Here is a 20349-nt window from a genome sequence, read left to right as displayed (position 1 = left end):
ACATATCGTGTAGAGATTCTCAGTGACACAAGCAGCACAGTGGCGCCACCTTAACCCTTTTTCCGGAACGTGCCAATGCTTCCTGCGAAGGTTTCTCTGTTTTCATGACTGACGGTCCGCCGGTTTACCCGCAAGGGCCGGAAATTACGGGGGATCGGCAAGATTTGTGACCCGGACTTTGAACCCGAAGCGCGCGCCCGGTAAGATGCCGGACAGATTTTTTCCACCTCGCTATTCAGGACACCCGCCATGAGCATCAAATCGGACAAGTGGATTCGCCGCATGGCGCAAGAGCACGGCATGATCGAGCCCTTCGTAGAGCGCCAGATGCGCGGCGAAGGCGCCGACCGAGTGATTTCCTACGGCGTGTCGAGCTATGGCTACGACGTACGCTGCGCCGATGAATTCAAAGTGTTCACCAACATCAATTCGGCGACCGTTGATCCGAAGAACTTCGACGAGAAGAGCTTTGTCGACGTCAAGAGCGATGTCTGCATCATCCCGCCGAACTCCTTTGCCTTGGCACGCACCGTGGAATTCTTCCGTATTCCGCGCAATGTACTGACGATCTGCCTGGGTAAAAGCACCTACGCGCGTTGCGGCATTATCGTCAACGTGACGCCGCTTGAGCCTGAGTGGGAAGGCCACGTGACCCTGGAGTTCTCCAACACCACCACGCTGCCGGCAAAAATCTACGCCAACGAAGGTGTGGCTCAGATGCTGTTTTTCGAATCCGACGAAGAGTGCGAAGTGTCCTACAAGGACCGTGGCGGCAAGTATCAGGGCCAGCGCGGCGTCACCCTGCCACGCACCTGATCCGTTCGTCTGGCAAGTCGTGGGAATTCTTGAGCGGGTAGACACTCTATTGGGTGTACTGCCCGGTTCGCGCAACGCGGACGGGGCCATCGCTCAGGAGTGCTTTATGAAGATCGATCCCCGAATAAGTGCCGAACTGGCAAGGCTTGAGCCCAATCAGGTTGGCGTTTTGGCCTGGTCCTTGTTGGCACATCCACCTATCAGCATGGCAGGGGGCATTCCCGGTCAGCCTGATCCCGATACCCCCAACGAACAACCTACCGAGCCCGGTGAGCCTACCTTGCCGGATGAGCCGCCTCCCGCGCCCGTTGCCTAAGGTCTGACTACATGAGTCCTGCAACCTGTAGGAGCTGCCGAAGGCTGCGATCTTTTGTGGATTGCGAGATTTTATAGCCGAAAAGCAAGATCAAAAGATCGCAGGCTTCGCCAGCTCCTACAGTGATCTGTAGCGGCGGGCGAAACCTGTGATTTTTTTACTTCAGGTTGCCGCTCAGGAACTGCTTCAACCGCTCACTCTTCGGATTGCCCAACACGTCTTCCGGTGTACCTTCTTCCTCCACCAATCCCTGGTGCAGGAACAACACCTGATTCGAGACCTTACGGGCGAAGCTCATTTCGTGGGTCACCATGATCATGGTTCGGCCTTCCTCGGCCAGGCCCTGGATCACCCTGAGCACCTCACCCACCAGTTCGGGATCGAGGGCCGAGGTGGGTTCGTCGAACAGCATCACTTCTGGTTCCATGGCGAGTGCCCGGGCAATCGCCACGCGTTGCTGTTGACCGCCGGAAAGAAACGCCGGGTATTGATCCGCGACGCGCGAGGCCAGGCCCACCTTGTCGAGATAGCGTCGGGCACGGTCTTCGGCTTCCTGCTTGCTGCACCCCAGCACCCGACGCGGGGCCATGGTGATGTTTTCCAGCACCGTCATGTGGCTCCACAGGTTGAAGTGCTGGAACACCATGGCCAGGCGGGTGCGGATCCGTTGCAGTTCGTCGGCGTCGGCCACGTGCATGCCGTGGCGGTCCTTGATCATGCGGATGTTCTGGCCGTCCAGGCTCATGGCGCCGTCGTTGGGCTGTTCGAGAAAGTTGATGCAACGCAGGAAGGTGCTTTTGCCCGAGCCGCTGGCGCCGATCAGGCTGATGACGTCGCCGGTATTGGCCTTAAGCGAAACGCCTTTGAGTACTTCATGTTCGCCATAGCTTTTATGCAGGCCTTCAATGGTCAGTTTGTACATGGGGCATGCATCCTCAAGGCGAAAGTAGGTAGCCGCTGCGATAGGCTTCGGTGCCCGCAATGTGGGCGATCACCATGCCGGCAGTGGCCATGCGCCGTAGCGAGCGGGCGTACATCAACCCGGCGACGGTGCAATGAACGGGGGTGACGCGGTCAAAGATCGGGTCGATGATTTCAGCAATCAGTTGCCCGGCTTCGAGGTATTCCCCTGGTAGCGCGGTGAACACCAGCAGCCCGCCGACCGGTGTCGCTACCGGTTCAACACCGGCAAGCGGCGTAGCCGGGTAGGGCAGTTCAGGCTGCGACGCGGGTTCGCCGGCAATGGCGCCGAAGTGAATCAGGTAATTGATCAGCGCCTGGCAATCGAGGCTGGCCAGCGGGTGATTGACGTCACCCTGACCGCGCAATTCGACGGTGACCGAAAAACTGCCCAGCGGAATATCAAAGTGTTCGCCGAAGCGTTCCTTCAACTGCCACCAGAGCAGGGTGAAGCATTCATCGAACGACTGACCGCCGGAGTCGGTAGCCAGCAGGCAGGCTTCGGCACCGATGTACCGCGCCAACGGCTCGACCTGCGGCCAGGCCTCGGGCGTGGTGTAAAGGTGGGCGACCGCTTCGAAATCGCAATGCAGGTCCAGCACCATGTCGGCATCGCAGGCCAGCCGTTGCAGAGCCAGGCGCTGGGATTGCAGTTGCGTGCTGGCCGTCTGTTGGGCGAGGGCATTGCGCAGGCTGCTGCGAATCAGTTCGAGGTTGTGCTGCGGATCGTCGCCGAGCAGGCCTTCGATCTCGTTGCCAACGGCTTCGCTCAGATCGACGAACCAGCGGTTGAAGTTCTGCCCGCTTTCGAGGTCGTAACGGCCCAGCGGCACATCCATCAGCACTTGTTCGAGGCCGACCGGGTTGGCCACCGGCACCAGCACGATTTCGCTGCGCAGGCGGCCGGCGGCTTCGAGTTCCGCCAGACGTTGCTTGAGGTGCCAGGCAACCAGCATGCCGGGCATTTCGTCGGCATGCAGGGATGACTGGATGTAAATCTTGCCTTTGGCCGATGAGGGGCCGAAGTGAAAACTGTGTATCTGTCGAGCGGTCCCCGGCAGCGGGGCCAGGAGGTCATGAATCTGGTGGCGCATGTCTCTTTATCCCTAAAGCGGGTCCTAGTGGGTCGGCCCGAGGAAGGCCAGCCATCGGCGTTCGGCGAGGCGGAACAGGCCGACCAGCGCAAAGGTAACGGTCAGGTAGATCAGCGCAGCAATGCCGAACGACTGGAAAGTCAGGAAGGTCGCCGAGTTGGCGTCCCGCGCGACTTTCAAGATGTCCGGGATGGTCGCGGTGAATGCCACGGTGGTCGAGTGCAGCATCAAAATCACTTCGTTGCTGTAATAAGGCAACGAACGACGCAGGGCCGAAGGCATGATCACGTAGGCATAAAGCTTCCAGCCCGTCAGACCGTAAGCCTTGGCCGCTTCGACTTCACCATGCGCCATGCTGCGAATCGCCCCGGCGAAAATCTCCGTGGTGTAGGCACAGGTGTTCAGGGCGAAGGCCAGGATCGTGCAGTTCATCGCATCGCGAAAGAATGCATCCAGTACGGGTTGGGCGCGCACGGCCGCCAGGCTGTAGATGCCGGTGTAGCAAATCAGCAGCTGAATATAGAGAGGCGTACCCCGGAACAGGTAGGTGTAGAACTGCACCGGCCAGCGGATGTAGAAGTGCGGTGAAACCCGGGCAATGGACAGCGGAATCGACACCAGGAAACCGATGAAGATCGACGCACTGAGCAGCCACATGGTCATGGCCAGGCCTGTGATGTTGTTGCCGTCGCTATAAAGGAAGGGTTTCCAGTATTCCTGCAGAAGTTCGATCATCGTACGGCCTCCCGGGAACCGGCGGCGTAACGGCGTTCAAGCCAGCGCAGGATGACGTTGGAAGCACTGGTGATCAGCAGGTAAATCACCGCCGCCAGCACCAGGAAGTAGAACAGCTGGTAAGTGCTTTTGCCGGCATCCTGCGCCGCCTTGACCAGGTCGGCGAGGCCGATGATCGAGACCAGTGCGGTGGCCTTGAGCATCACCATCCAGTTGTTACCGATACCCGGCAGGGCAAAACGCATCATTTGCGGGAACACCACGATCCAGAAACGCTGGCCACGCTTGAGGCCATACGCGGTAGCGGCTTCGACCTGGCCCCGTGGGACCGAGAGAATCGCGCCACGGAAGGTTTCGGTGAAGTACGCGCCATAAATAAAGCCCAGGGTGATGACCCCGGCGCTGAACGGGTTGATCTCGATGTATTCCCATTCCATGAAGTCGGTAAACGACGTCAGCCAGGTTTGCAGGCTGTAGAAGATCAACAGCATCAGCACCAGGTCCGGCACACCGCGAATCAGCGTGGTGTAGACCTGCGCCGGTACGCGCACCAGTTTGACTTTTGACAGTTTTGCACTGGCGCCGAGCAGGCCGAGCAACACGGCCACCAGCAGCGACAACGCCGATAATTTGATGGTCATCCAGGTGCCTTCCATCAGCAACGGACCGAAGCCCTTGAGGCTGAAGGCGGAGAGCCCCAGGTTTTGTAAGAGGTTTTCGAACATAAATCAGCAACCTGATCGGATAAAAAAAGCGCCCATCGCAAGATGGGCGCCGGGCATTATTTGCCGCTGTACAGATTCAGATCGCCAAAGTGTTTCTTCTGAATGGTGGCGTAGGTGCCATCGTCGTGTAACGCTTTGATACCTTTATCAAGAAGTGCCTTGAGGTCTTTGTTACCTTTCGAGATACCGACAGCTGTTTTGGCTGGCAGCAATTCGTTGTCGACCGGCTTGCTGACTTCGTAATTGGCACCTTGTGGCGACTTCAAAAAGCCCAGTTCGGCCTGCAGCATGTCCTGGATGCCGGCGTCGAGACGACCGGAAGTCAGGTCGGAATACACCTGATCCTGGTTGGCGTAGGCCTGGGTTTTCACGCCCGCCTTGTCCAGAACGGCTTTGGCATAGGCTTCCTGAATGGTGCCTTGTTCGTAGCCGACGGTTTTGCCCTTGAGCGAAGCGACGTCTGCGGTTACGCCAGAACCTTTCTTGGACACGTAAGCGGTTGGGCCGGAGAACAGCTCGCTGGAGAAATCGATGACTTTTTCGCGGGCCGGGGTGACGGTCATCGAAGAGATCACACCGTCGAATTTATTGGCCTTCAAGCCCGGAATCATGCCGTCGAAATCGCTTTCGACCCATTTGCACTTGACCTTCAGTTCGGCGCAGATCGCGTTACCCAGATCGATGTCGAAGCCTACCAGGCTACCGTCAGCCGCTTTTGACTCAAACGGAGCGTAGGAAGGATCAACGCCAAAACGCAATTCCTTGTATTCCTTGGCCAGCGCGGAACCGGCTGCCATGCACAACGCCAGTGCAGAAAGGGTCAGCAATGCTTTTTTCATTATTCAATCCCTAAAAACCAATATGAGCGCTTGTGGCGCAGAATTATTGTTACTGGAAAGCGTAAGACCCTATGAAAGTAGCAATTTCCGAACCAGAGTCCCGAACAAGTGTTTTAAAAGGTGATTCAAGAAATGGCAAGGAGGGATTTATGCACGAAAACGGGCGTTGAAAATTTGATGCACCAATATAGATCGGATCACCACAAATTCCTGTGGGAGCAGGCACGCTCCCACAGGGATTTGGTTTAGCTCAACAGGTCCTGCAACGTTCCCAGATTGTCCGCTTCCTCAACCGACTTATCCTGCCGCCAGCGCAACATCCTCGGAAACCGCACCGCAATCCCGCTCTTGTGTCGCCTGGACAGGGCGATGCCCTCAAATCCCAGTTCAAACACCAGGCTCGGCGTCACGCTGCTCACCGGCCCGAATTTCTCTACGGTGGTCTTGCGCACGATGCTGTCGACCTGGCGCATTTCTTCGTCTGTCAGCCCCGAATACGCCTTGGCGAACGACACCAGTGTGCGTTCGCTCGCGTCAGGCGGCCCGTCCCACACGGCGAAGGTGTAATCGCTGTAGAGACTGGCGCGGCGCCCATGGCCGCGTTGCGCATAAATCAGCACCGCGTCGACACTGAACGGGTCGACTTTCCATTTCCACCAGACGCCCATGTCCTTGGTCCGCCCGACGCCATACAACGCCTCCCGGGCCTTGAGCATCATGCCTTCGACACCGAGCTTGCGGGAGGCTTGCCGTTGTCGGGCGAGGTCGAGCCAGTCTTCGCCGGTGATCAGAGGTGATAGGAGTAACACCGGGTTGTTGCTCCTGGCGACGACGTGCTCCAGTTGAGTGCGACGCCGGGATTGAGGCTGGTTGCGCCAGTCTTCACCCTGCCACTCCAGCAGGTCGTAGGCGAGGACCACCACCGGCACTTCTTCGAGGATTTTTTTGTCCAGGGTTTTACGGCCGATTCGCTGTTGCAGCAGCGCGAAAGGCTTTACCGCAGGTGAAGCCGGGAAATGAGGGTTGAAGGCGTCCTCGGTGGTGGGTCGTTCGGTTTTCCAGGCGACGATTTCACCGTCGATCACCGTGCCATCGGGCAAGCAGTGAACCAGACTCTCGAGTTCGGGGAAGCGCTCAGTGACCAGCTCTTCACCTCGCGACCAGATCCACAGTCGCCCGTCGCGTTTGACCACCTGGGCGCGAATGCCATCCCACTTCCATTCCACTTGCCAATCGCTGGCCGAGCCGAGCAGGGCTTCGAATTGTTCAACGGGTTGTGATAGCGCGTGAGCGAGGAAAAACGGGTACGGCTGGCCGCCGCGTTGGGCATGTTCGGCAGACGATTCGGCGGCGATCAACTTCAAATAACCCGGCGCGCTCGGGCGGTTGGACAGGTCGGTGTAACCCACCAGTCGCTGGGCGACGCGTTTGCTATCGAGCCCGGCCATGACCGCCAAGGCGCGGGTGACCAGCAACTTGGAGACGCCAACACGGAAGCTGCCGGTGATCAATTTGATGCAGAGCATCAGGCTCTGGCGGTCCAGTTGCGACCACAGGGCAGGCAGTCGCTCGGCGAGGACTTGCGGGGTTTCACCGCGCAGCGGCAGCAGTTTGTCTTCAATCCAGACCGCCAATCCATCGTTGGAGCTGTGAAGCGTTTCGGGCAATACCAGCGAAATGGTTTCCGCCAAGTCGCCGACGGCCTGATAACTCTCTTCGAACAGCCACGGCGCGAGACCGGAGATCTCCACCGCCAACTCTCGCAGGATGCGCACCGGCACCAGTTGCCGAGGTCGCCCGCCGGACAAAAAGTAAACAGCCCATGCGGCATCTTCCGGCGCGGCCTCGGCGAAGTAGTGTTGCATTGCCGCCAGTTTGGCGTTGCTCGACGTCGTGGCATCGAGTTCGGCATACAGCTCGGCGAACGCCTTCATGGCAGCACCTCGGCGCTCTCGGGTTCGATCACTGCGTTTTCTTCCTCATCGTCGCCGTACTCGGTGCTGAAACTCATGGCATCGAGACCCTGTTCACGCAGATGGCGCACCAGTACCCCGACCGAACCGTGGGTGACCATCACTCGCTCAGCACCGGTCTGTTCGATGGCCCAAAGCAGGCCCGGCCAGTCGGCGTGGTCAGACAGTACAAAGCCACGGTCCACGCCACGTCGCCGCCGGGTGCCACGCAAACGCATCCAGCCGCTGGCGAATCCATCGCTGTAGTCACCGAAGCGACGCATCCAGCTGCTGCCGCCAGCCGAAGGCGGGGCCAGGACCAACGCCTTGCGCATCATGGGGTCGCTCTTTTTTACTGCGCCGGCATAGATCGTTGGCGGTAAATAAATACCGCCTTCGCGGTAAACCTGATTGAGCGGTTCCACGGCGCCATGCACCAGAATGGGGCCGAGGCTGGCATCGATACCGTGGAGAATTCGCTGCGCCTTGCCGAAGGCATAGCAGAACAACACGCTGGTTTTGTCGACGGCGGCGTTGGCTTGCCACCACTGATTGATCTCGGCAAAGACGTGCGCCTGGGGTTGCCAGCGATAAATCGGCAGACCGAAGGTCGATTCAGTGATGAAGGTATCGCAGCGCACGGGTTCAAAGGGCGCGCAGGTGCCGTCGGGTTCGATCTTGTAGTCACCCGACGCGACCCAGACTTCACCGCCATATTCCAGACGCACCTGTGCCGAGCCGAGGACGTGGCCGGCGGGGTGAAAACTCACGATGACGCCCTGGTGGGTCAGGGGTTGACCGTAGGGCAGGGTTTGCAGGTTGATGTCCTGGCCCAATCGCGCACGCAAAATCCCTTCGCCGGGAGCTGCCGCCAGATAACGCTGATTGCCGGTGCGGGCATGGTCGCCGTGAGCGTGGGTGATGACTGAACGTTCGACCGGCCGCCACGGGTCGATGTAGAAATCCCCGACCGGGCAATACAAACCTTCAGGACGCGCGATAACAAGATCCATGTTGTTACCAAAAATGGAGGGACTTGTTAGCTATGAGGTTTGCGCGAAGCCAGAAGTTCTATTGATTTTTTCAGAGATCAAAAACAAAGATCGCAGCCTTCGGCAGCTCCTACAGATGAACGCGAATCCACTGTAGGAGCTGCCGAAGGCTGCGATTTTTTGATCTTGTCTATTTGGGTTACTTGCCAGGTGTCAGCGTCAAACGCTTGTTGCCATACACCTTGTCAAAGTTCTGCGGCTGCATCGGCAGACTCATGTATTGCCCCTTCAGCCACGGATCAATGCTGTCGAGGTAGTTCGGACTCGCCGGATTACCGGATTGCCCCGTACCGTTCTGCCCCATCAGCGGTTCCGCCTGGCCGAAGTCGACGATAAAGCGCATGGCTGGCGCCAGGGTGGTGTTGAAATCCTGGCCCCAGGCGAATGCTGCAGTATTCAGCGTGGTGTGGTCGCCACCGGCCGCCAGTGGACCGCGCACCGTCTGGCCACTGGCGTTTTTCCACTCGTAGCGGTGCAGTTTGCCCCATTGCCAGGCTTTGTGATCGGCGCCCAACTGACTGTCGCCCGCGCTGATCGCTGCCGCCAGACTGCGGGCGAGGATCGCCGGTTTATCTTCTTTCTGCGGCGTGCGAGCGTCATCCCAGAACGGGCTGTCTTCACGACCCAGCAGGTGATCGGCCTGGGCCGCGTAGGACAACTTGCCGTTGGCGATAAAGGCTTTCCACGCCGGGCTGCTTTCCGGGCCCAGTTCGTCGAGGAAGATTTGCTGGGTGCTTTGCTGCAGGAACAACTCGTAAATCGCTGCATCAGCGGAGGTCGGGCTGAGTTTTCCGTCGAAGGCCATCAGGCGGGTATACGCCTCGCGAGCCTTGCCACGATCCGCCTCAGGCAACGCTTCAATGGCCTGCTTGAGTGGCTTGGCCATGCCCGGTGCTTCGAACATTTTCTTCAGCTTGGCAGCGAAAGTGGTGGTCTGGTCGTATTGCATGGCGATCAGACTGCGCGTGTCGTGTTTGCCCACACCCGCCAGTTCGGCCAGGCGTTCGCCACGCTCCGGCGCCGACCAGGAGTTGGACAACTGCATGCCGTAGCCATGGGGAATGACGCGCTGGTTGGCGGTGCCGAGCCAGCCTTGGGCCGGATCCTGGTCATAGGGATGGAGCATCGGGTCGGCGTAACCATCCCAGTCATAACGACCTTCCCAGCCCGGCGACGGTAGCAGGCCTTCGCCCTCGCGACGGTTCGGGAAGCGACCGGTGACTTGCCAGCCGATGTTGCTGGCGTCGGCAAATACCAGGTTCAGCGCGATGGCGCGGATTTCGCGGCTGGCGTCCGAGGCTTTCTCGACGGTCTGGGCGCGGGACAGGTCGAAAAACGCGTCCAGGGACTTGTCATCGGTGAAGTTCGGCGTCTGCAAGGCCAGGCCAAAACCATTAGCCAGCGTCGTGCCTTGGGCACTGTTGAGCAGCGGGCCATGGCGGGTTTCGTACACCACTTCGCGAATCGGCCGCTGGCCTTTGACGAAGTAGGTTTCGTTGCGCACGATCGCTGGCTGCCATTTGCCGCCGACCTCGTAGGAAAGACCATTGCCCTGGCGTTTGATTTTTTCCAGGAACAGGTCCTGGTTGTCGCCCATGACCGTGGTCATGCTCCAAGCCACTTTGCCGTTGAAACCGCCGAGCACCATTGGCAAACCGGCAATCGTCACACCAGAAGCCTGGTACTTCGGCGCGCGAATCTGCACGTAACTGAACAACGACGGCACGCCCAGTGGCCCATGGCTGTCGCTGGCCAGCAGGCTTTTGCCGCTGCGGCTGCGTTGCGGGCCGATTGCCCAGTTGTTCGACGAGGTGGCGCCCAGCAGATTCAGATCGGACAGTTGGCTCGTGGCTTTGCTGATCTCGGCCAGGCCCGGGATTTGCCCGTTGAGCTTGATGCCCTGAAGTTTTTCAGCTTCGGCCAGCGGCAGCTTTTCATCGGGGGCAGACGGCGTCAGCCACGGGAGTTTGTCGGTGCTGACGGTCTGGGCCAGCATCAGCGAGGAGATTTCTTCCGGCAGGTTGGCCGACTGGCTGAAGTTCAGCAGGCAGAAAATCAGCGCCGAGTCTTCCGGCTTCCAGTATTCAGGCTTGTAGCCGGTGGCCGCGAGGTCCGCTGGCAGTTTGTCGCGATAGCGGAACAGGTAGGCGTTGACGCCGCGGGCATAGACTTCGAAGAAGCGTTTGAGGCGCGGCGAAGACGCCTTGTACAGCTCGCCGGCGCTTTTCTTCAGATTGACGGCGCGCATGTAGCGGTCAGCGTCGAGCAGGTCCGAGCCAGACATCTCCGACAAACGGCCCTGAGCCAATAGGCGCAGGGTGACCATTTGCGTGATGCGGTCGGTGGCGTGGACGTAACCCAGGGTGAACAGCGCGTCGTGGAAGGTGTTGCTTTCGATCAACGGCATGCCCATGGCATTGCGGCGTACCGAAACGTTCTGCGCCAGGCCCTTGAGCGGCTGCACGCCGGTGGTCGGCGGGAGGGTGTCCTGGGTGTTCCAGGTCTGACAACCGGTCAGGCTCAAAACACCGGCCACTGCTGCGGCAACGCCGAACCGGGGAAGAAAATGTGTAAGGGCTGGCGAGGCCATGGCAAAGCTCCTGCGGGGGTAGTGGTGCCCGGCCTCGAAAGTCGCTGTTCACTTTTGACGGCGTCTAATGTCGCCAGACGGCGTTGCCGCTCCTCGCCATAGCGGGCTATGACTCGTCGCGGCGCCTTGTCTGACAACATTAGCCACTCGTCAAAAGATGAACGGACTTCCGAGGCCGGGCACATTAAAGGCGCTACGTTAGTGAGCAGGAGGTGGCCGCGCAAGCGGGGTATCAGGTTATTTCAGGATTTGTCTGTGGAACGCAAAAAGATCGCAGCCTCGTTTCACTCGACAGCTCCTACAGGGGAATGCAAAACCGTGTAGGAGCTGTCGAGTGAAACGAGGCTGCGATCTTTTGATCTTCCATCAGGATTTAGGGGGATTCACTTTTGCAGCGAGGGCATACGCCTTCACCGTCGCCGGACGGCTCTGGATGCGGTTGAACCAGCGCAACACGTTGGGGAAGTCCTCCAGGTTCTGGCTCTGCCACTTGTGGGAAACGATCCACGGGTAGATCGCCATGTCGGCAATGCTGTATTCGCTGCCGGCGACGAAGTCTTTATCGGCCAGCTGCTTGTCGAGCACGCCATAGAGGCGGGCGGTCTCGTCGATGTAGCGCTTGATTGCGTAGGGGATTTTCTCCGGCGCGAACTGGCTGAAGTGATGATTCTGCCCGGCCATCGGCCCCAGGCCGCCCATCTGCCAGAACAACCATTGCAGCGCTTGTTGGCGACCGCGCAGGTCTTTGGGCAGGAATTTGCCGGTTTTCTCTGCCAGGTACAACAGAATCGCCCCGGACTCGAACAGTGCCAATGGCTCACCGCCATCGGCCGGTTCGGGATCAACGATGGCCGGAATTTTATTGTTCGGGGAAATTTTCAGAAAATCGGGTTTGAACTGGTCGTTCTGGCTGATGTTGATCGGGTGCACGTTGTAGGGCAGGCCGGCTTCTTCCAGGAATATCGAGATTTTGTGGCCGTTGGGGGTGGTCCAGTAATACAGGTCGATCATGGAGTACTCCAAATCAAGAGATGTCGTTACTTGCGGACAGCAAACGCCGGCATCAGGTCGCCCTGTTTGCGTTCGATAGCTTGCCTGTAGGAAGAGGTGATGCTGAAGTGCAGGAAATTCAATGACCCCGCATGAGAAAAACCGGCATGGAGCTCAAAGCAAACGCGGCGCTGATCATCATCGATCAACAAAAAGGCATCCAGCATCCCAAACTGGGTCGCCGAAATAATCCTCAGGCCGAGCAGAGAATCCTCGATTTGCTAGGGAATTGGCGTCGAACGGGGCGACCGGTCATTCATGTGCAGCACTTGTCTCGTTCACCTGACTCGGTTTTCTGGCCGCAGCAATCGGGGGTGGAATTTCAGGAGCGGTTTCAGCCACAGACCGGTGAGCAGCTTATTCAAAAGCAGGTGCCGGATGCGTTTTGCTCGACCGGGTTGGAGGCGAGTTTGCGCGAGGCAGGGATTGATCAACTGGTGATTGTTGGCGTAGCGACTAACAACTCGGTGGAATCCACGGCACGAACGGCCGGTAATCTGGGGTTTGATACGTGGGTCGTGGAGGATGCGTGTTTTACCTTCGACAAGGCTGACTACTTTGGTAAAGCCCATTCAGCCGAGGAAGTGCACGCAATGTCGCTGGGGAATTTGCATGGCGAATACGCGACGGTCGTGAGCACCGTGCAGATCCTGAAGCGAGGGTGACTAACCGTCCGTCTTCGCGAGCAGGCTCGCTCCCACAGGGACTCAGCGGTCAATGTGGGAGCGAGCCTGCTCGCGAAGGCGATTCAACAGGCGAAAAAGAAATTCGCCCGAAGCATCAAGCGCCGTGGCACTTCTTGAATTTCTTGCCGTTGCCGCATGGGCAAGGGTCGTTGCGGCCGACGTCTTTCAGGGCGTTGCGCACCGGTTCCTGGTGGGCGTGGCCGCAGTTTGGGCCGTGGACATGGCCATGGTCGTGATCATGGTGGTCGTGATGGTCGTTATGGTCATGATCGTGGTTGCAGTCAGGGCCATGGACGTGGGGTTGCTGGGTCATCGGTTTTGCTCCGGAATTAAATCGGCGGGGATTATCACGCCATTGCGCGCCAGGTGCACGTAGTGCGCGATGAATAAACCGGTTTCCAGTTCACCTTCCAGACGATAAGGAATGGGCTGCTTGGGGTTTTTCAGCAGTTTCACCAGATCCCGCACCTTGGGCCACAGGTTGGTGCGGATCGGTACTTTAAAGTAGGCACTGCGTTTGGGACCGACAGTAAACCAATGTTCGTGCTCGCCTTCGGTCAGCAACATGTCGCCCAAGTGAATGCGGTACTCGATGCCCCGCACCGTCAGGTCACTGTCGTTGGGGTTGTCGACGCGAAAGTGCAGCAGGAATCGCTGCTGCATCAGTTTGGCCTGGACCACTTCGACCTTGACCAGATGCACCTGCGGTTCCGGTTCATCATCGCCGAACCAGGACACACAACCGCCGAGCCCCAGAAACAGGAACAGGGTGAGGGCGTGTAAGACGTGTCGCTGACTGAGCATGGACTGACTCCCTTTGATGCCCAGTCTAGCCTCTTGCGATTACCTCAACTGCTGAAATAACCCGCACAACACTTCTTGAACTTCTGCCCGCTGGCGCAAGGGCACGCATCGTTGCGTCCGGCCTTGAGTTGTACGGTGGGGTCGATGAAGTACCAGTGACCGGCGTTCTGCACGAACGACGAGCGTTCGCGGTGGCTGTGTTCTCCGCTGCCGTCGTGCCAGCGCGCGGTGAAAGTCACGAAGGCATGTTCCGGCTGGCCGCCCAAAACCTCGGAGCTTTCCACTTCAAGGCCCAGCCAGGTGCTTTGGGCGCTCCAGTCGCTGATGGACTGCCGATCCAGGCCTGCCTGTTGTGCGGGCAGGGTGGTCGCCACCAGATAATCGATCAGCCCCAGTACATAGGCGCTGTAGCGCGAACGCATCAAAGCTTCGGCACACGGCGCCGGATGACCGGCATGGTAATGACCGCAGCAGGCATCAAGCGGCGTGCCGCTACCACAGGGGCAAATGGATGTACTCATTGCGTTACCACCAATATTTCCCGAAGTTTTCCGGATTGGCCCAGAACCGTGAGTTGAGCCAGTCGGGGACTTGTTTGTAGTCAAGCAGATCATAGGTGAACAGGGTCAGCACTTGATCGTCGCGCTGGAAGCGTTCGCTGGCTTGCAGGGCCAGGGAGAAAAAATCGGTTTCCTGCCAGCCGCTGGCCGGCAAGTCCGCCAGCACCGCGATGCGACTGGCGTTGAGGTTACGGATCCCGCCCAGCAGGTTCAGGCCATCGCGTTTGGGCAGGTGTTCGAGGCAATCGACCACCAGCGCCAGGTCAAACCGGCGCGCCGCCAATTCGGCCGGCAACACCCCGGGGGCCGCGTGGGCTACACAAGTGTCCGGGTGCGCCAGCTTGAAGGCCTCAAGCGCGGGGAACTCGCTGGCGCCAATCAGCAACAGGCGCGCGGGGGCGTAACGATCAAGCAAAGCGGCCAACGCCTGCTGGGGCGTGCGCGAAGAAATACCTGCAATCATCGAAGATCCTCAATCAGAGCTGCCAAGACTAGCCTGCTCAAAGGGCCGGGCCTAGAGGTGGTTTGTCGCAAAAGCGTCGATCTACCGTGAACAAGGGACAAAACTGCAATGGCCTATTGCTGGCGGAGATTAAAACTCGGGTCTTTACTACCTGAATCGGTTCTAAGCCGATCCCTCAGGAGAAAACTAGATGAGCATAGTTCGCACAGCATTACCCTTGGTTCTGCTAACCAGTGTGTTGACTGGTTGCGCAGGTTTGCAGAAAACCGACTGGCCGACCTGTGCGGCGGTCGGTGGTGTCGTGGGTGCAGGTCTCGGCGCGACCGAGAGTTCGGCATGGGCGGGGTATGGCGCGCTGCTCGTCGGCGGCACGGCTGCGGCTTATTGCTGGGTTCACGGTGATGGCGACGAAGACGGTGATGGCGTGCCGGATAGCCGCGACAAGTGCCCGGGAACACCTAGAGGCGTGCGTGTCGATGCCGACGGTTGCCCTCCACCGGTACCTGCGCCAGTGGTCGAAGAAGCGGCCGTGGTTAAAGAAGAAGTCATCGTCATTCGCGATGTCCACTTCCAGTTCGACAAGGCCACACTTACCCCGGCCGACAAATTGGTACTCGATAAAATTGCCACTCGCCTGAAAGGGGAAGCGCCTAACGCCCAACTGACTGTAACCGGTCACACCGACAGCGTTGGCAGCGATACCTATAACCAGAAACTGTCGGATCGTCGTGCTCATTCGGTGGTTGAATACCTGATTTCCCAAGGTGTACCCCGCAGCGAATTCGTGTCTGTTACCGGTGCCGGTGAAAGCCAGCCGGTTGCCGATAACAAAACCGCTGACGGCCGGTCGATGAACCGTCGCACGGAAATCAAAATCAACCGCTAAACCCCTCGTACTCCGCGGCTTGTGCAGTCGCGGATGCGGGTCTTTACTCCTGTGTGACCGGCATTGGCCGGTAACACAGGAGCTTTCACCATGAGCGTTCTCACACGGACCGTCTTGCCGGTCGTGCTGCTTGGCAGCCTGTTGACCGGTTGCGCTACTCACAGCGATGGCACCGCCCCCCTCAATCAACGAACCTGGCCAATCTGCAGCGTGATCGGCGGCCTGGTCGGTGGAGGTCTGGGCGCTCTCGAAAGTGGCGGTTGGGCGGCCGGCGGAGCGGCGCTTGGTGTGTTGACCGGTGGCTTGATCTGTTACGCCCAGGATGGCGACGAAGACAACGATGGTGTCTTCGATCGACGTGATCGCTGCCCTGATACGCCGGCCAATACCCCCGTCGAACATCATGGTTGCCCATTGCCGCAGTACCCGGCGAGCGTGAAACCTGAACCTGCTCAATCGGAGGTCATCACCCTGAGCGACGCGGGCGACGTGCTGTTTGCCTTCAACCAATCCGAACTGACCCCTGCCGCGCAGAGCAAGCTGGATTCGCTGATGCCCAAACTGCAAAGCGCCGATGTGGTGAGCATCAAGGTGATCGGACATACCGACAGCGTCGGCTCGGACACCTATAACCAGGCACTCTCGGAACGTCGCGCCAGTAGCGTGGCGGCCTACCTGTTGAGTCAGGGCGTGGCGCCGAACAAGCTCACCAGCGAGGGCAAGGGCCAAAGCCAGCCGGTGGCCGATAACGAAACGGAAGAAGGACGGGCGAAAAACCGTCGGGTGGAGTTGCACATCAATCGCTGAGCCCCGTAATAGAGCTGTCGGGCCACAATTGAAGTCAGTCCGACGGCCATTCGGCGGCCTTCATGAAGAATTTTCCGTTGCCCTCTGGCTTATCCCGCGTGTAAGCCGGTACTGTGCGCGCAAAGAATAATTCTCAACGGGGGAGCGTATGAACGTGTTTTGGGGGCTGGGGAAGTTGTTGACCCTGCTGTTCTGGCTGGTGGTGCTGGTCAATCAGCTCATGCCGTTTGTCAATCCTCTGCATCTGCTGGTCGATCTGGCCGGCAGCCTGCTGGCCTGCCTTCATCTTCTTGAGGCGGTGTTCTGTTTCCGCAGCCTCAGAGGGCGCACCCACCCTTGGCTTGATCGCCTGAAGATCCTCTTTTTCGGCGTTTTCCACCTGCAAACCATCCCGGCTCCGACCGCGCCTAAGGCTTCCCATGCGTAAACTCTGTCTGCTCGCTGCACTCATCAGCCCGTTGGCCTGCGCCCAAGTGGTGAGCGTCGAAACCAACTCGCTGATGCGTTTGCCCAACACCGCCAGCACCTTGCAGCTGGAACGCCTGGAAGTAGCCGACTACGGCACGTTGTTGATTCCCTCGAATGTGACCGAGGTATCCGTCGGTGAATTGCGTCTGGGTCGTGAAGCGCGGATTGCCATCGTACCCGGCGAACAGCCGCTTGAGCTGAAGGTCAGTCGTGCGCAGTTGTCGGAAGGCAGCCAGATCACGGCTCGCGGCGCGCCGGGAACTTACCTCAAGGCAGCCCGCTCCGGGCGTAACCTGAACTTGCAGATCAAGGCACTGAGTGCGCCGCAATTGTTGGTGGACGCTCGCGGCGGTGCGGGCGCACCGGGTTTCGTCGGTCTCGATGGGGCCAACGGTCAGGCACCGGGTTGTACCTGGGGCCAGGCCGGCCGAGGTGCAGATGGCAGTGATGGTAGCGACGGTCAGGCGGGCGCGCCGGGTGCACTGGTTCGTCTGGAAGTGCCACGCGATTACCCGGCGCAACTGATCAAGGTTCAGGTGGCTGGCGGTGACGGTGGTGTGGCCGGGCCTGGCGGTAAACCGGGCGCGGGTGGCAAGGCCAAGGGCTGTTTGGTTTACAAGGCCGATGGCGGCAAGAGCGGCCGCCCTGGCGCTGACGGTCAGCCGGGGCCTGCCGGTGCGGCGGGTTCGGTGACTGTTCAGCGTCTGTAACCCTTTAATTGATTGTTCCCACGCTTTGCGTGGGAATACAGCCCGTGACGCTCTGCGTCACTGGACGCGGAGCGTCCCTTGAGGCATTCCCACGCAGAGCATGGGAACGATCACGGTCGTGCCGCAGCAATCGCCACCAGCACCAGCCCGACAATCAGATTAATCCCCACCAACTTGCGAATTTTCCCAAGCGTTGCAGCCCCGGTCGGCCAGTCCTGCGCCGCCACTGCCGTGCGCAACTCTGGCAACAACAACGCCTGAATCCGGATAAACAGCGCCGTCATCACCACGTACAACCCCATCATCACCTGCACATACCGCGGCGCCGCTTCAAAACCGCTGTACTGCAAATGAATCATGCCCACGCCGCTGACCGGCAACAGCACCACCGCGATCCAGACCCACCGGAAAAAACCTTGAAACACTTCTACCCACAGCTTCAAGCGGGCAGGGCCTTCCAAAGCCTTCATTGCCGCGGGGCGCAAGACCATCCACGCGAAAAACATGCCGCCGACCCAGACCAGGGCTGACAGGACATGCAGGGTGTAAAGGATGCCAAAAGGTGTCATTGGGGTACTCCGTTCTGCGCGGGATTAATTAGCGGGGTATGATAGCGGCCGATCCGAACCACTGAAAATTTATCCAGCGTTTTTTGCGCCCGACAATCATGATCAGCACTGAACTCAAAACCACGATCCAGGGCGCCTACACGCGTTTTCTCGAAGCCAAGAGCCTCAAACCGCGCTACGGGCAACGCCTGATGATCGCCGAAATTGCCAAGGTCCTCGGTGACATCGACACCGACGACGAAGGCCGACGCAGTGGCGACCCCGCGATTGTCGCGGTAGAAGCCGGCACCGGTACCGGCAAAACCGTGGCCTACAGCCTGGCGGCCATCCCCACGGCCAAGGCCGCCGGCAAACGCCTGGTGATTGCCACGGCGACCGTGGCCCTGCAAGAGCAGATCGTCTACAAGGATTTGCCCGACCTGATGCGCAACAGCGGGCTGAATTTCAGCTTTGCCCTGGCCAAGGGGCGCGGGCGCTACATGTGCCTGTCCAAGCTCGACATGTTGCTCCAGGAAGGTCACGCGCAAACCGCCACGGCGCAGCTGTTTGAAGAAGAAGGTTTCAAGATCGAGGTCGACGAGGCCAGTCAGAAGCTGTTCACCAGCATGATCGAGAAACTCGCCGGCAATAAGTGGGACGGCGACCGTGACAGTTGGTCCACCGCCCTGGAAGACGCCGACTGGGCGCGTCTGACCACCGATCACAGTCAGTGCACCAACCGCCATTGCCCGAACTTCGGCCAGTGCGCTTTCTACAAGGCCCGCGAAGGCATGGGCAAGGTCGATGTGATCGTCACCAACCACGACATGGTGCTGGCCGACTTGGCGCTGGGCGGCGGCGCCGTGTTGCCGGACCCGCGCGACACCATCTACGTGTTCGACGAAGGCCACCACCTGCCGGACAAGGCCATCGGCCATTTCGCCCATTACACGCGTCTGCGTTCCACCGCCGACTGGCTGGAAACCACCGCCAAGAACCTCACCAAATTGCTCGCCCAGCACCCGCTGCCGGGCGATCTGGGCAAGTTGATCGAGCAGGTGCCAGAACTGGCCCGTGAGATCAAAACCCAGCAGCAATTCATGTTCAGCGCCTGCGAGCAGGTCGCCGATTTCAAGCCCGGCGAAGACGTCGAAGGTCGCGAGCGGCCACGTCATCGTTTCGTTGGCGGGGTGATTCCCGAGCACATGCGCGAAATGGGCGTCGAGCTGAAGAAGGGCTTTGCCCGTCTGACCGATCTCTTTACCCGACTGACCGAACTGCTCAAGGAAGGCATGGACGGCGAGGTCAATATTGGCATCGCCAGTAACCAGGCCGAAGAGTGGTATCCGCTGTTCGGTAGCCTGTTGTCCCGTTCTTCGGGCAATTGGGAGTTGTGGGGCGCGTTCACCGCTGAAGACCCGGAAGACAACCCGCCGATGGCCCGCTGGCTGACCCTGGCCGAAAGCGGCTCGCTGTTCGACATCGAGGTCAACGCCAGCCCGATCCTCGCGGCGGAAATGCTCCGTCGCAATTTGTGGAACGTGGCTTACGGCGCTCTGGTGACCTCCGCGACCTTGACCGCGCTCGGCACCTTCGATCGTTTCCGTATGCGCGCCGGTCTGCCGAAAAAAGCCGTGACCGCAGTGGTCCCGAGCCCGTTCCATCATGCTGACGCTGGCGTGCTGCGGGTGCCGGACCTGAAGGCCGATCCGCGTGATGCGCCGGCCCACACCGCAGCGATCATCCGCGACTTGCCGGCATTGGTCGAAGGTTCGCGCGGCACGCTGGTGCTGTTCTCCTCGCGCAAACAGATGCAGGACGTGTTCGACGGCCTCGACCGCGACTGGCGCAAGCAAGTGTTCATTCAAGGCAACCTGTCGAAACAGGAAACCCTGAACAAGCACAAGGCGCGGGTCGATGGCGGCGATTCCAGTGTGTTGTTCGGCCTGGCAAGTTTTGCCGAAGGGGTCGACTTGCCTGGTGCGTACTGCGAGCACGTGGTGATCGCGAAGATTCCATTCTCGGTGCCCGATGATCCGGTCGAAGCGGCCCTGGCCGAGTGGATCGAGGCTCGGGGTGGCAATCCGTTCATGGAAATCTCCGTTCCGGATGCTTCGCTGAAGCTGGTCCAGGCCTGCGGTCGCTTGCTGCGCACCGAAGAAGACCGCGGCACCATCACCTTGCTCGATCGACGCCTGGTCACCCAGCGTTACGGCAAGGCAATCCTCAATGCGTTGCCACCCTTCCGACGTGAAATTTCCTGATACACCGGTGGGCAAATTTGCCCA

22 protein-coding genes are annotated in these 20349 nt (G+C 59.5%); 8 read left to right on the top strand and 14 right to left on the bottom strand.

Going from position 1 to position 20349, the window contains the following annotated elements:
* Positions 1 to 249: 249 nt before the first annotated feature.
* Complete coding sequence (dcd, locus tag EAH74_RS08295) at positions 250 to 816, top strand: dCTP deaminase (protein WP_074874089.1); 567 nt, start codon at positions 250 to 252, stop codon at positions 814 to 816.
* 106 nt (positions 817 to 922) lie between these two features.
* On the top strand, positions 923 to 1132 hold the full coding sequence (locus tag EAH74_RS08290) for a hypothetical protein (protein ID WP_017336784.1): 210 nt from the start codon (positions 923 to 925) through the stop codon (positions 1130 to 1132).
* A 157-nt stretch (positions 1133 to 1289) separates the two neighbouring features.
* Here EAH74_RS08290 and EAH74_RS08285 read toward each other — a convergent pair whose 3' ends face one another.
* The 9 genes from EAH74_RS08285 to EAH74_RS08240 form a co-directional block, all read right to left on the bottom strand.
* A complete protein-coding gene (locus tag EAH74_RS08285; RefSeq protein WP_123365897.1) occupies positions 1290 to 2054 on the bottom strand; it encodes an ABC transporter ATP-binding protein in 765 nt (254 codons plus the stop codon).
* A gap of 13 nt (positions 2055 to 2067) precedes the next feature.
* Positions 2068 to 3186 carry a succinylglutamate desuccinylase/aspartoacylase family protein gene (locus tag EAH74_RS08280; protein WP_140677585.1) on the bottom strand — a complete coding sequence of 373 codons (1119 nt, stop codon included), beginning with the start codon at positions 3184 to 3186 and terminating at the stop codon, positions 2068 to 2070.
* 24 nt (positions 3187 to 3210) lie between these two features.
* Positions 3211 to 3921: an ABC transporter permease gene (locus EAH74_RS08275; RefSeq protein ID WP_140677584.1), complete on the bottom strand. Its 711-nt coding sequence runs from the start codon at positions 3919 to 3921 to the stop codon at positions 3211 to 3213.
* Positions 3918 to 4646, bottom strand: a complete 729-nt coding sequence (locus tag EAH74_RS08270) for an ABC transporter permease (RefSeq protein ID WP_140677583.1) — start codon at positions 4644 to 4646, stop codon at positions 3918 to 3920. Before EAH74_RS08270 ends, EAH74_RS08275 begins: the two co-directional genes overlap by 4 nt.
* 56 nt (positions 4647 to 4702) lie before the next feature.
* Positions 4703 to 5485, bottom strand: coding sequence for a transporter substrate-binding domain-containing protein (locus tag EAH74_RS08265; protein ID WP_140677582.1), 783 nt, complete (start codon positions 5483 to 5485; stop codon positions 4703 to 4705).
* A gap of 245 nt (positions 5486 to 5730) precedes the next feature.
* Positions 5731 to 7419 carry an ATP-dependent DNA ligase gene (locus EAH74_RS08260; RefSeq protein WP_140677580.1) on the bottom strand — a complete coding sequence of 563 codons (1689 nt, stop codon included), beginning with the start codon at positions 7417 to 7419 and terminating at the stop codon, positions 5731 to 5733.
* Complete coding sequence (locus EAH74_RS08255; protein ID WP_140677578.1) at positions 7416 to 8450, bottom strand: ligase-associated DNA damage response exonuclease; 1035 nt, start codon at positions 8448 to 8450, stop codon at positions 7416 to 7418. The genes EAH74_RS08260 and EAH74_RS08255 overlap by 4 nt, the downstream gene beginning before the upstream one ends.
* A gap of 178 nt (positions 8451 to 8628) precedes the next feature.
* Complete coding sequence (locus EAH74_RS08250; protein WP_140677576.1) at positions 8629 to 11079, bottom strand: penicillin acylase family protein; 2451 nt, start codon at positions 11077 to 11079, stop codon at positions 8629 to 8631.
* A 366-nt stretch (positions 11080 to 11445) separates the two neighbouring features.
* A complete protein-coding gene (locus EAH74_RS08240; protein WP_140677573.1) occupies positions 11446 to 12090 on the bottom strand; it encodes a glutathione binding-like protein in 645 nt (214 codons plus the stop codon).
* A gap of 146 nt (positions 12091 to 12236) precedes the next feature.
* On the opposite strand from EAH74_RS08240, the gene EAH74_RS08235 reads away from it, so the two are divergent.
* Positions 12237 to 12794 carry a cysteine hydrolase family protein gene (locus EAH74_RS08235; RefSeq protein ID WP_140677953.1) on the top strand — a complete coding sequence of 186 codons (558 nt, stop codon included), beginning with the start codon at positions 12237 to 12239 and terminating at the stop codon, positions 12792 to 12794.
* 115 nt (positions 12795 to 12909) lie between these two features.
* On the opposite strand, the gene EAH74_RS08230 is transcribed toward EAH74_RS08235, so the two are convergent.
* Genes EAH74_RS08230 through EAH74_RS08215 form a run of 4 tightly spaced genes read right to left on the bottom strand, consistent with a single transcriptional unit; the run spans position 12910 to position 14642 of the window.
* Positions 12910 to 13128 (bottom strand): SEC-C metal-binding domain-containing protein, encoded by a 219-nt coding sequence (locus EAH74_RS08230; protein WP_140677571.1) that lies wholly within the window; start codon positions 13126 to 13128, stop codon positions 12910 to 12912.
* The gene (locus EAH74_RS08225; protein WP_140677569.1) at positions 13125 to 13619 is read right to left on the bottom strand and encodes an LEA type 2 family protein; all 495 of its coding nucleotides are present in this window, start codon (positions 13617 to 13619) and stop codon (positions 13125 to 13127) included. The genes EAH74_RS08230 and EAH74_RS08225 overlap by 4 nt, the downstream gene beginning before the upstream one ends.
* A 44-nt stretch (positions 13620 to 13663) precedes the next feature.
* Entirely contained in the window at positions 13664 to 14140 is a 477-nt protein-coding gene (locus tag EAH74_RS08220; RefSeq protein WP_140677568.1) for a YchJ family protein, read from the bottom strand.
* Positions 14141 to 14144: 4 nt separating this feature from the next.
* Complete coding sequence (locus tag EAH74_RS08215) at positions 14145 to 14642, bottom strand: DUF6231 family protein (protein ID WP_140677566.1); 498 nt, start codon at positions 14640 to 14642, stop codon at positions 14145 to 14147.
* Positions 14643 to 14832: 190 nt separating this feature from the next.
* On the opposite strand from EAH74_RS08215, the gene EAH74_RS08210 reads away from it, so the two are divergent.
* From EAH74_RS08210 to EAH74_RS08195, 4 genes are all read left to right on the top strand, one after another.
* Positions 14833 to 15528 carry an OmpA family protein gene (locus EAH74_RS08210; protein ID WP_129441754.1) on the top strand — a complete coding sequence of 232 codons (696 nt, stop codon included), beginning with the start codon at positions 14833 to 14835 and terminating at the stop codon, positions 15526 to 15528.
* A gap of 90 nt (positions 15529 to 15618) precedes the next feature.
* Positions 15619 to 16335 carry an OmpA family protein gene (locus tag EAH74_RS08205; RefSeq protein WP_140677564.1) on the top strand — a complete coding sequence of 239 codons (717 nt, stop codon included), beginning with the start codon at positions 15619 to 15621 and terminating at the stop codon, positions 16333 to 16335.
* A gap of 148 nt (positions 16336 to 16483) precedes the next feature.
* A complete protein-coding gene (locus EAH74_RS08200; RefSeq protein ID WP_140677562.1) occupies positions 16484 to 16762 on the top strand; it encodes a DUF1145 domain-containing protein in 279 nt (92 codons plus the stop codon).
* The gene (locus EAH74_RS08195; protein ID WP_140677560.1) at positions 16755 to 17513 is read left to right on the top strand and encodes a collagen-like protein; all 759 of its coding nucleotides are present in this window, start codon (positions 16755 to 16757) and stop codon (positions 17511 to 17513) included. Before EAH74_RS08200 ends, EAH74_RS08195 begins: the two co-directional genes overlap by 8 nt.
* Before the next feature lie 110 nt (positions 17514 to 17623).
* On the opposite strand, the gene EAH74_RS08190 is transcribed toward EAH74_RS08195, so the two are convergent.
* Positions 17624 to 18082 (bottom strand): CopD family protein, encoded by a 459-nt coding sequence (locus tag EAH74_RS08190; protein ID WP_140677559.1) that lies wholly within the window; start codon positions 18080 to 18082, stop codon positions 17624 to 17626.
* Between the two features lie 98 nt (positions 18083 to 18180).
* Here EAH74_RS08190 and dinG point away from each other — a divergent pair, with 98 nt between their 5' ends.
* Positions 18181 to 20325, top strand: a complete 2145-nt coding sequence (gene dinG, locus EAH74_RS08185) for an ATP-dependent DNA helicase DinG (RefSeq protein ID WP_140677557.1) — start codon at positions 18181 to 18183, stop codon at positions 20323 to 20325.
* The last annotated feature ends 24 nt before the right edge of the window (positions 20326 to 20349 follow it).

Source organism: Pseudomonas mandelii (assembly GCF_006438925.1).
In the GTDB taxonomy this organism is placed as follows: domain Bacteria; phylum Pseudomonadota; class Gammaproteobacteria; order Pseudomonadales; family Pseudomonadaceae; genus Aquipseudomonas; species Aquipseudomonas mandelii_C.
Note: the sequence above shows the minus strand (reverse complement) of the source record. Positions and strands in the feature narration are given on the sequence as shown.

Bases quoted from the DNA above. Each gene is read 5' to 3' on its own strand.
- dcd (WP_074874089.1), top strand. From the start codon at position 250: ATGAGCATCAAATCGGACAAGTGGATTCGCCGCATGGCGCAAGAGCAC.
- EAH74_RS08290 (WP_017336784.1), top strand. From the start codon at position 923: ATGAAGATCGATCCCCGAATAAGTGCCGAACTGGCAAGGCTTGAGCCC.
- EAH74_RS08285 (WP_123365897.1), bottom strand. From the start codon at position 2,054: ATGTACAAACTGACCATTGAAGGCCTGCATAAAAGCTATGGCGAACAT.
- EAH74_RS08280 (WP_140677585.1), bottom strand. From the start codon at position 3,186: ATGCGCCACCAGATTCATGACCTCCTGGCCCCGCTGCCGGGGACCGCT.
- EAH74_RS08275 (WP_140677584.1), bottom strand. From the start codon at position 3,921: ATGATCGAACTTCTGCAGGAATACTGGAAACCCTTCCTTTATAGCGAC.
- EAH74_RS08270 (WP_140677583.1), bottom strand. From the start codon at position 4,646: ATGTTCGAAAACCTCTTACAAAACCTGGGGCTCTCCGCCTTCAGCCTC.
- EAH74_RS08265 (WP_140677582.1), bottom strand. From the start codon at position 5,485: ATGAAAAAAGCATTGCTGACCCTTTCTGCACTGGCGTTGTGCATGGCA.
- EAH74_RS08260 (WP_140677580.1), bottom strand. From the start codon at position 7,419: ATGAAGGCGTTCGCCGAGCTGTATGCCGAACTCGATGCCACGACGTCG.
- EAH74_RS08255 (WP_140677578.1), bottom strand. From the start codon at position 8,450: ATGGATCTTGTTATCGCGCGTCCTGAAGGTTTGTATTGCCCGGTCGGG.
- EAH74_RS08250 (WP_140677576.1), bottom strand. From the start codon at position 11,079: ATGGCCTCGCCAGCCCTTACACATTTTCTTCCCCGGTTCGGCGTTGCC.
- EAH74_RS08240 (WP_140677573.1), bottom strand. From the start codon at position 12,090: ATGATCGACCTGTATTACTGGACCACCCCCAACGGCCACAAAATCTCG.
- EAH74_RS08235 (WP_140677953.1), top strand. From the start codon at position 12,237: ATGGAGCTCAAAGCAAACGCGGCGCTGATCATCATCGATCAACAAAAA.
- EAH74_RS08230 (WP_140677571.1), bottom strand. From the start codon at position 13,128: ATGACCCAGCAACCCCACGTCCATGGCCCTGACTGCAACCACGATCAT.
- EAH74_RS08225 (WP_140677569.1), bottom strand. From the start codon at position 13,619: ATGCTCAGTCAGCGACACGTCTTACACGCCCTCACCCTGTTCCTGTTT.
- EAH74_RS08220 (WP_140677568.1), bottom strand. From the start codon at position 14,140: ATGAGTACATCCATTTGCCCCTGTGGTAGCGGCACGCCGCTTGATGCC.
- EAH74_RS08215 (WP_140677566.1), bottom strand. From the start codon at position 14,642: ATGATTGCAGGTATTTCTTCGCGCACGCCCCAGCAGGCGTTGGCCGCT.
- EAH74_RS08210 (WP_129441754.1), top strand. From the start codon at position 14,833: ATGAGCATAGTTCGCACAGCATTACCCTTGGTTCTGCTAACCAGTGTG.
- EAH74_RS08205 (WP_140677564.1), top strand. From the start codon at position 15,619: ATGAGCGTTCTCACACGGACCGTCTTGCCGGTCGTGCTGCTTGGCAGC.
- EAH74_RS08200 (WP_140677562.1), top strand. From the start codon at position 16,484: ATGAACGTGTTTTGGGGGCTGGGGAAGTTGTTGACCCTGCTGTTCTGG.
- EAH74_RS08195 (WP_140677560.1), top strand. From the start codon at position 16,755: ATGCGTAAACTCTGTCTGCTCGCTGCACTCATCAGCCCGTTGGCCTGC.
- EAH74_RS08190 (WP_140677559.1), bottom strand. From the start codon at position 18,082: ATGACACCTTTTGGCATCCTTTACACCCTGCATGTCCTGTCAGCCCTG.
- dinG (WP_140677557.1), top strand. From the start codon at position 18,181: ATGATCAGCACTGAACTCAAAACCACGATCCAGGGCGCCTACACGCGT.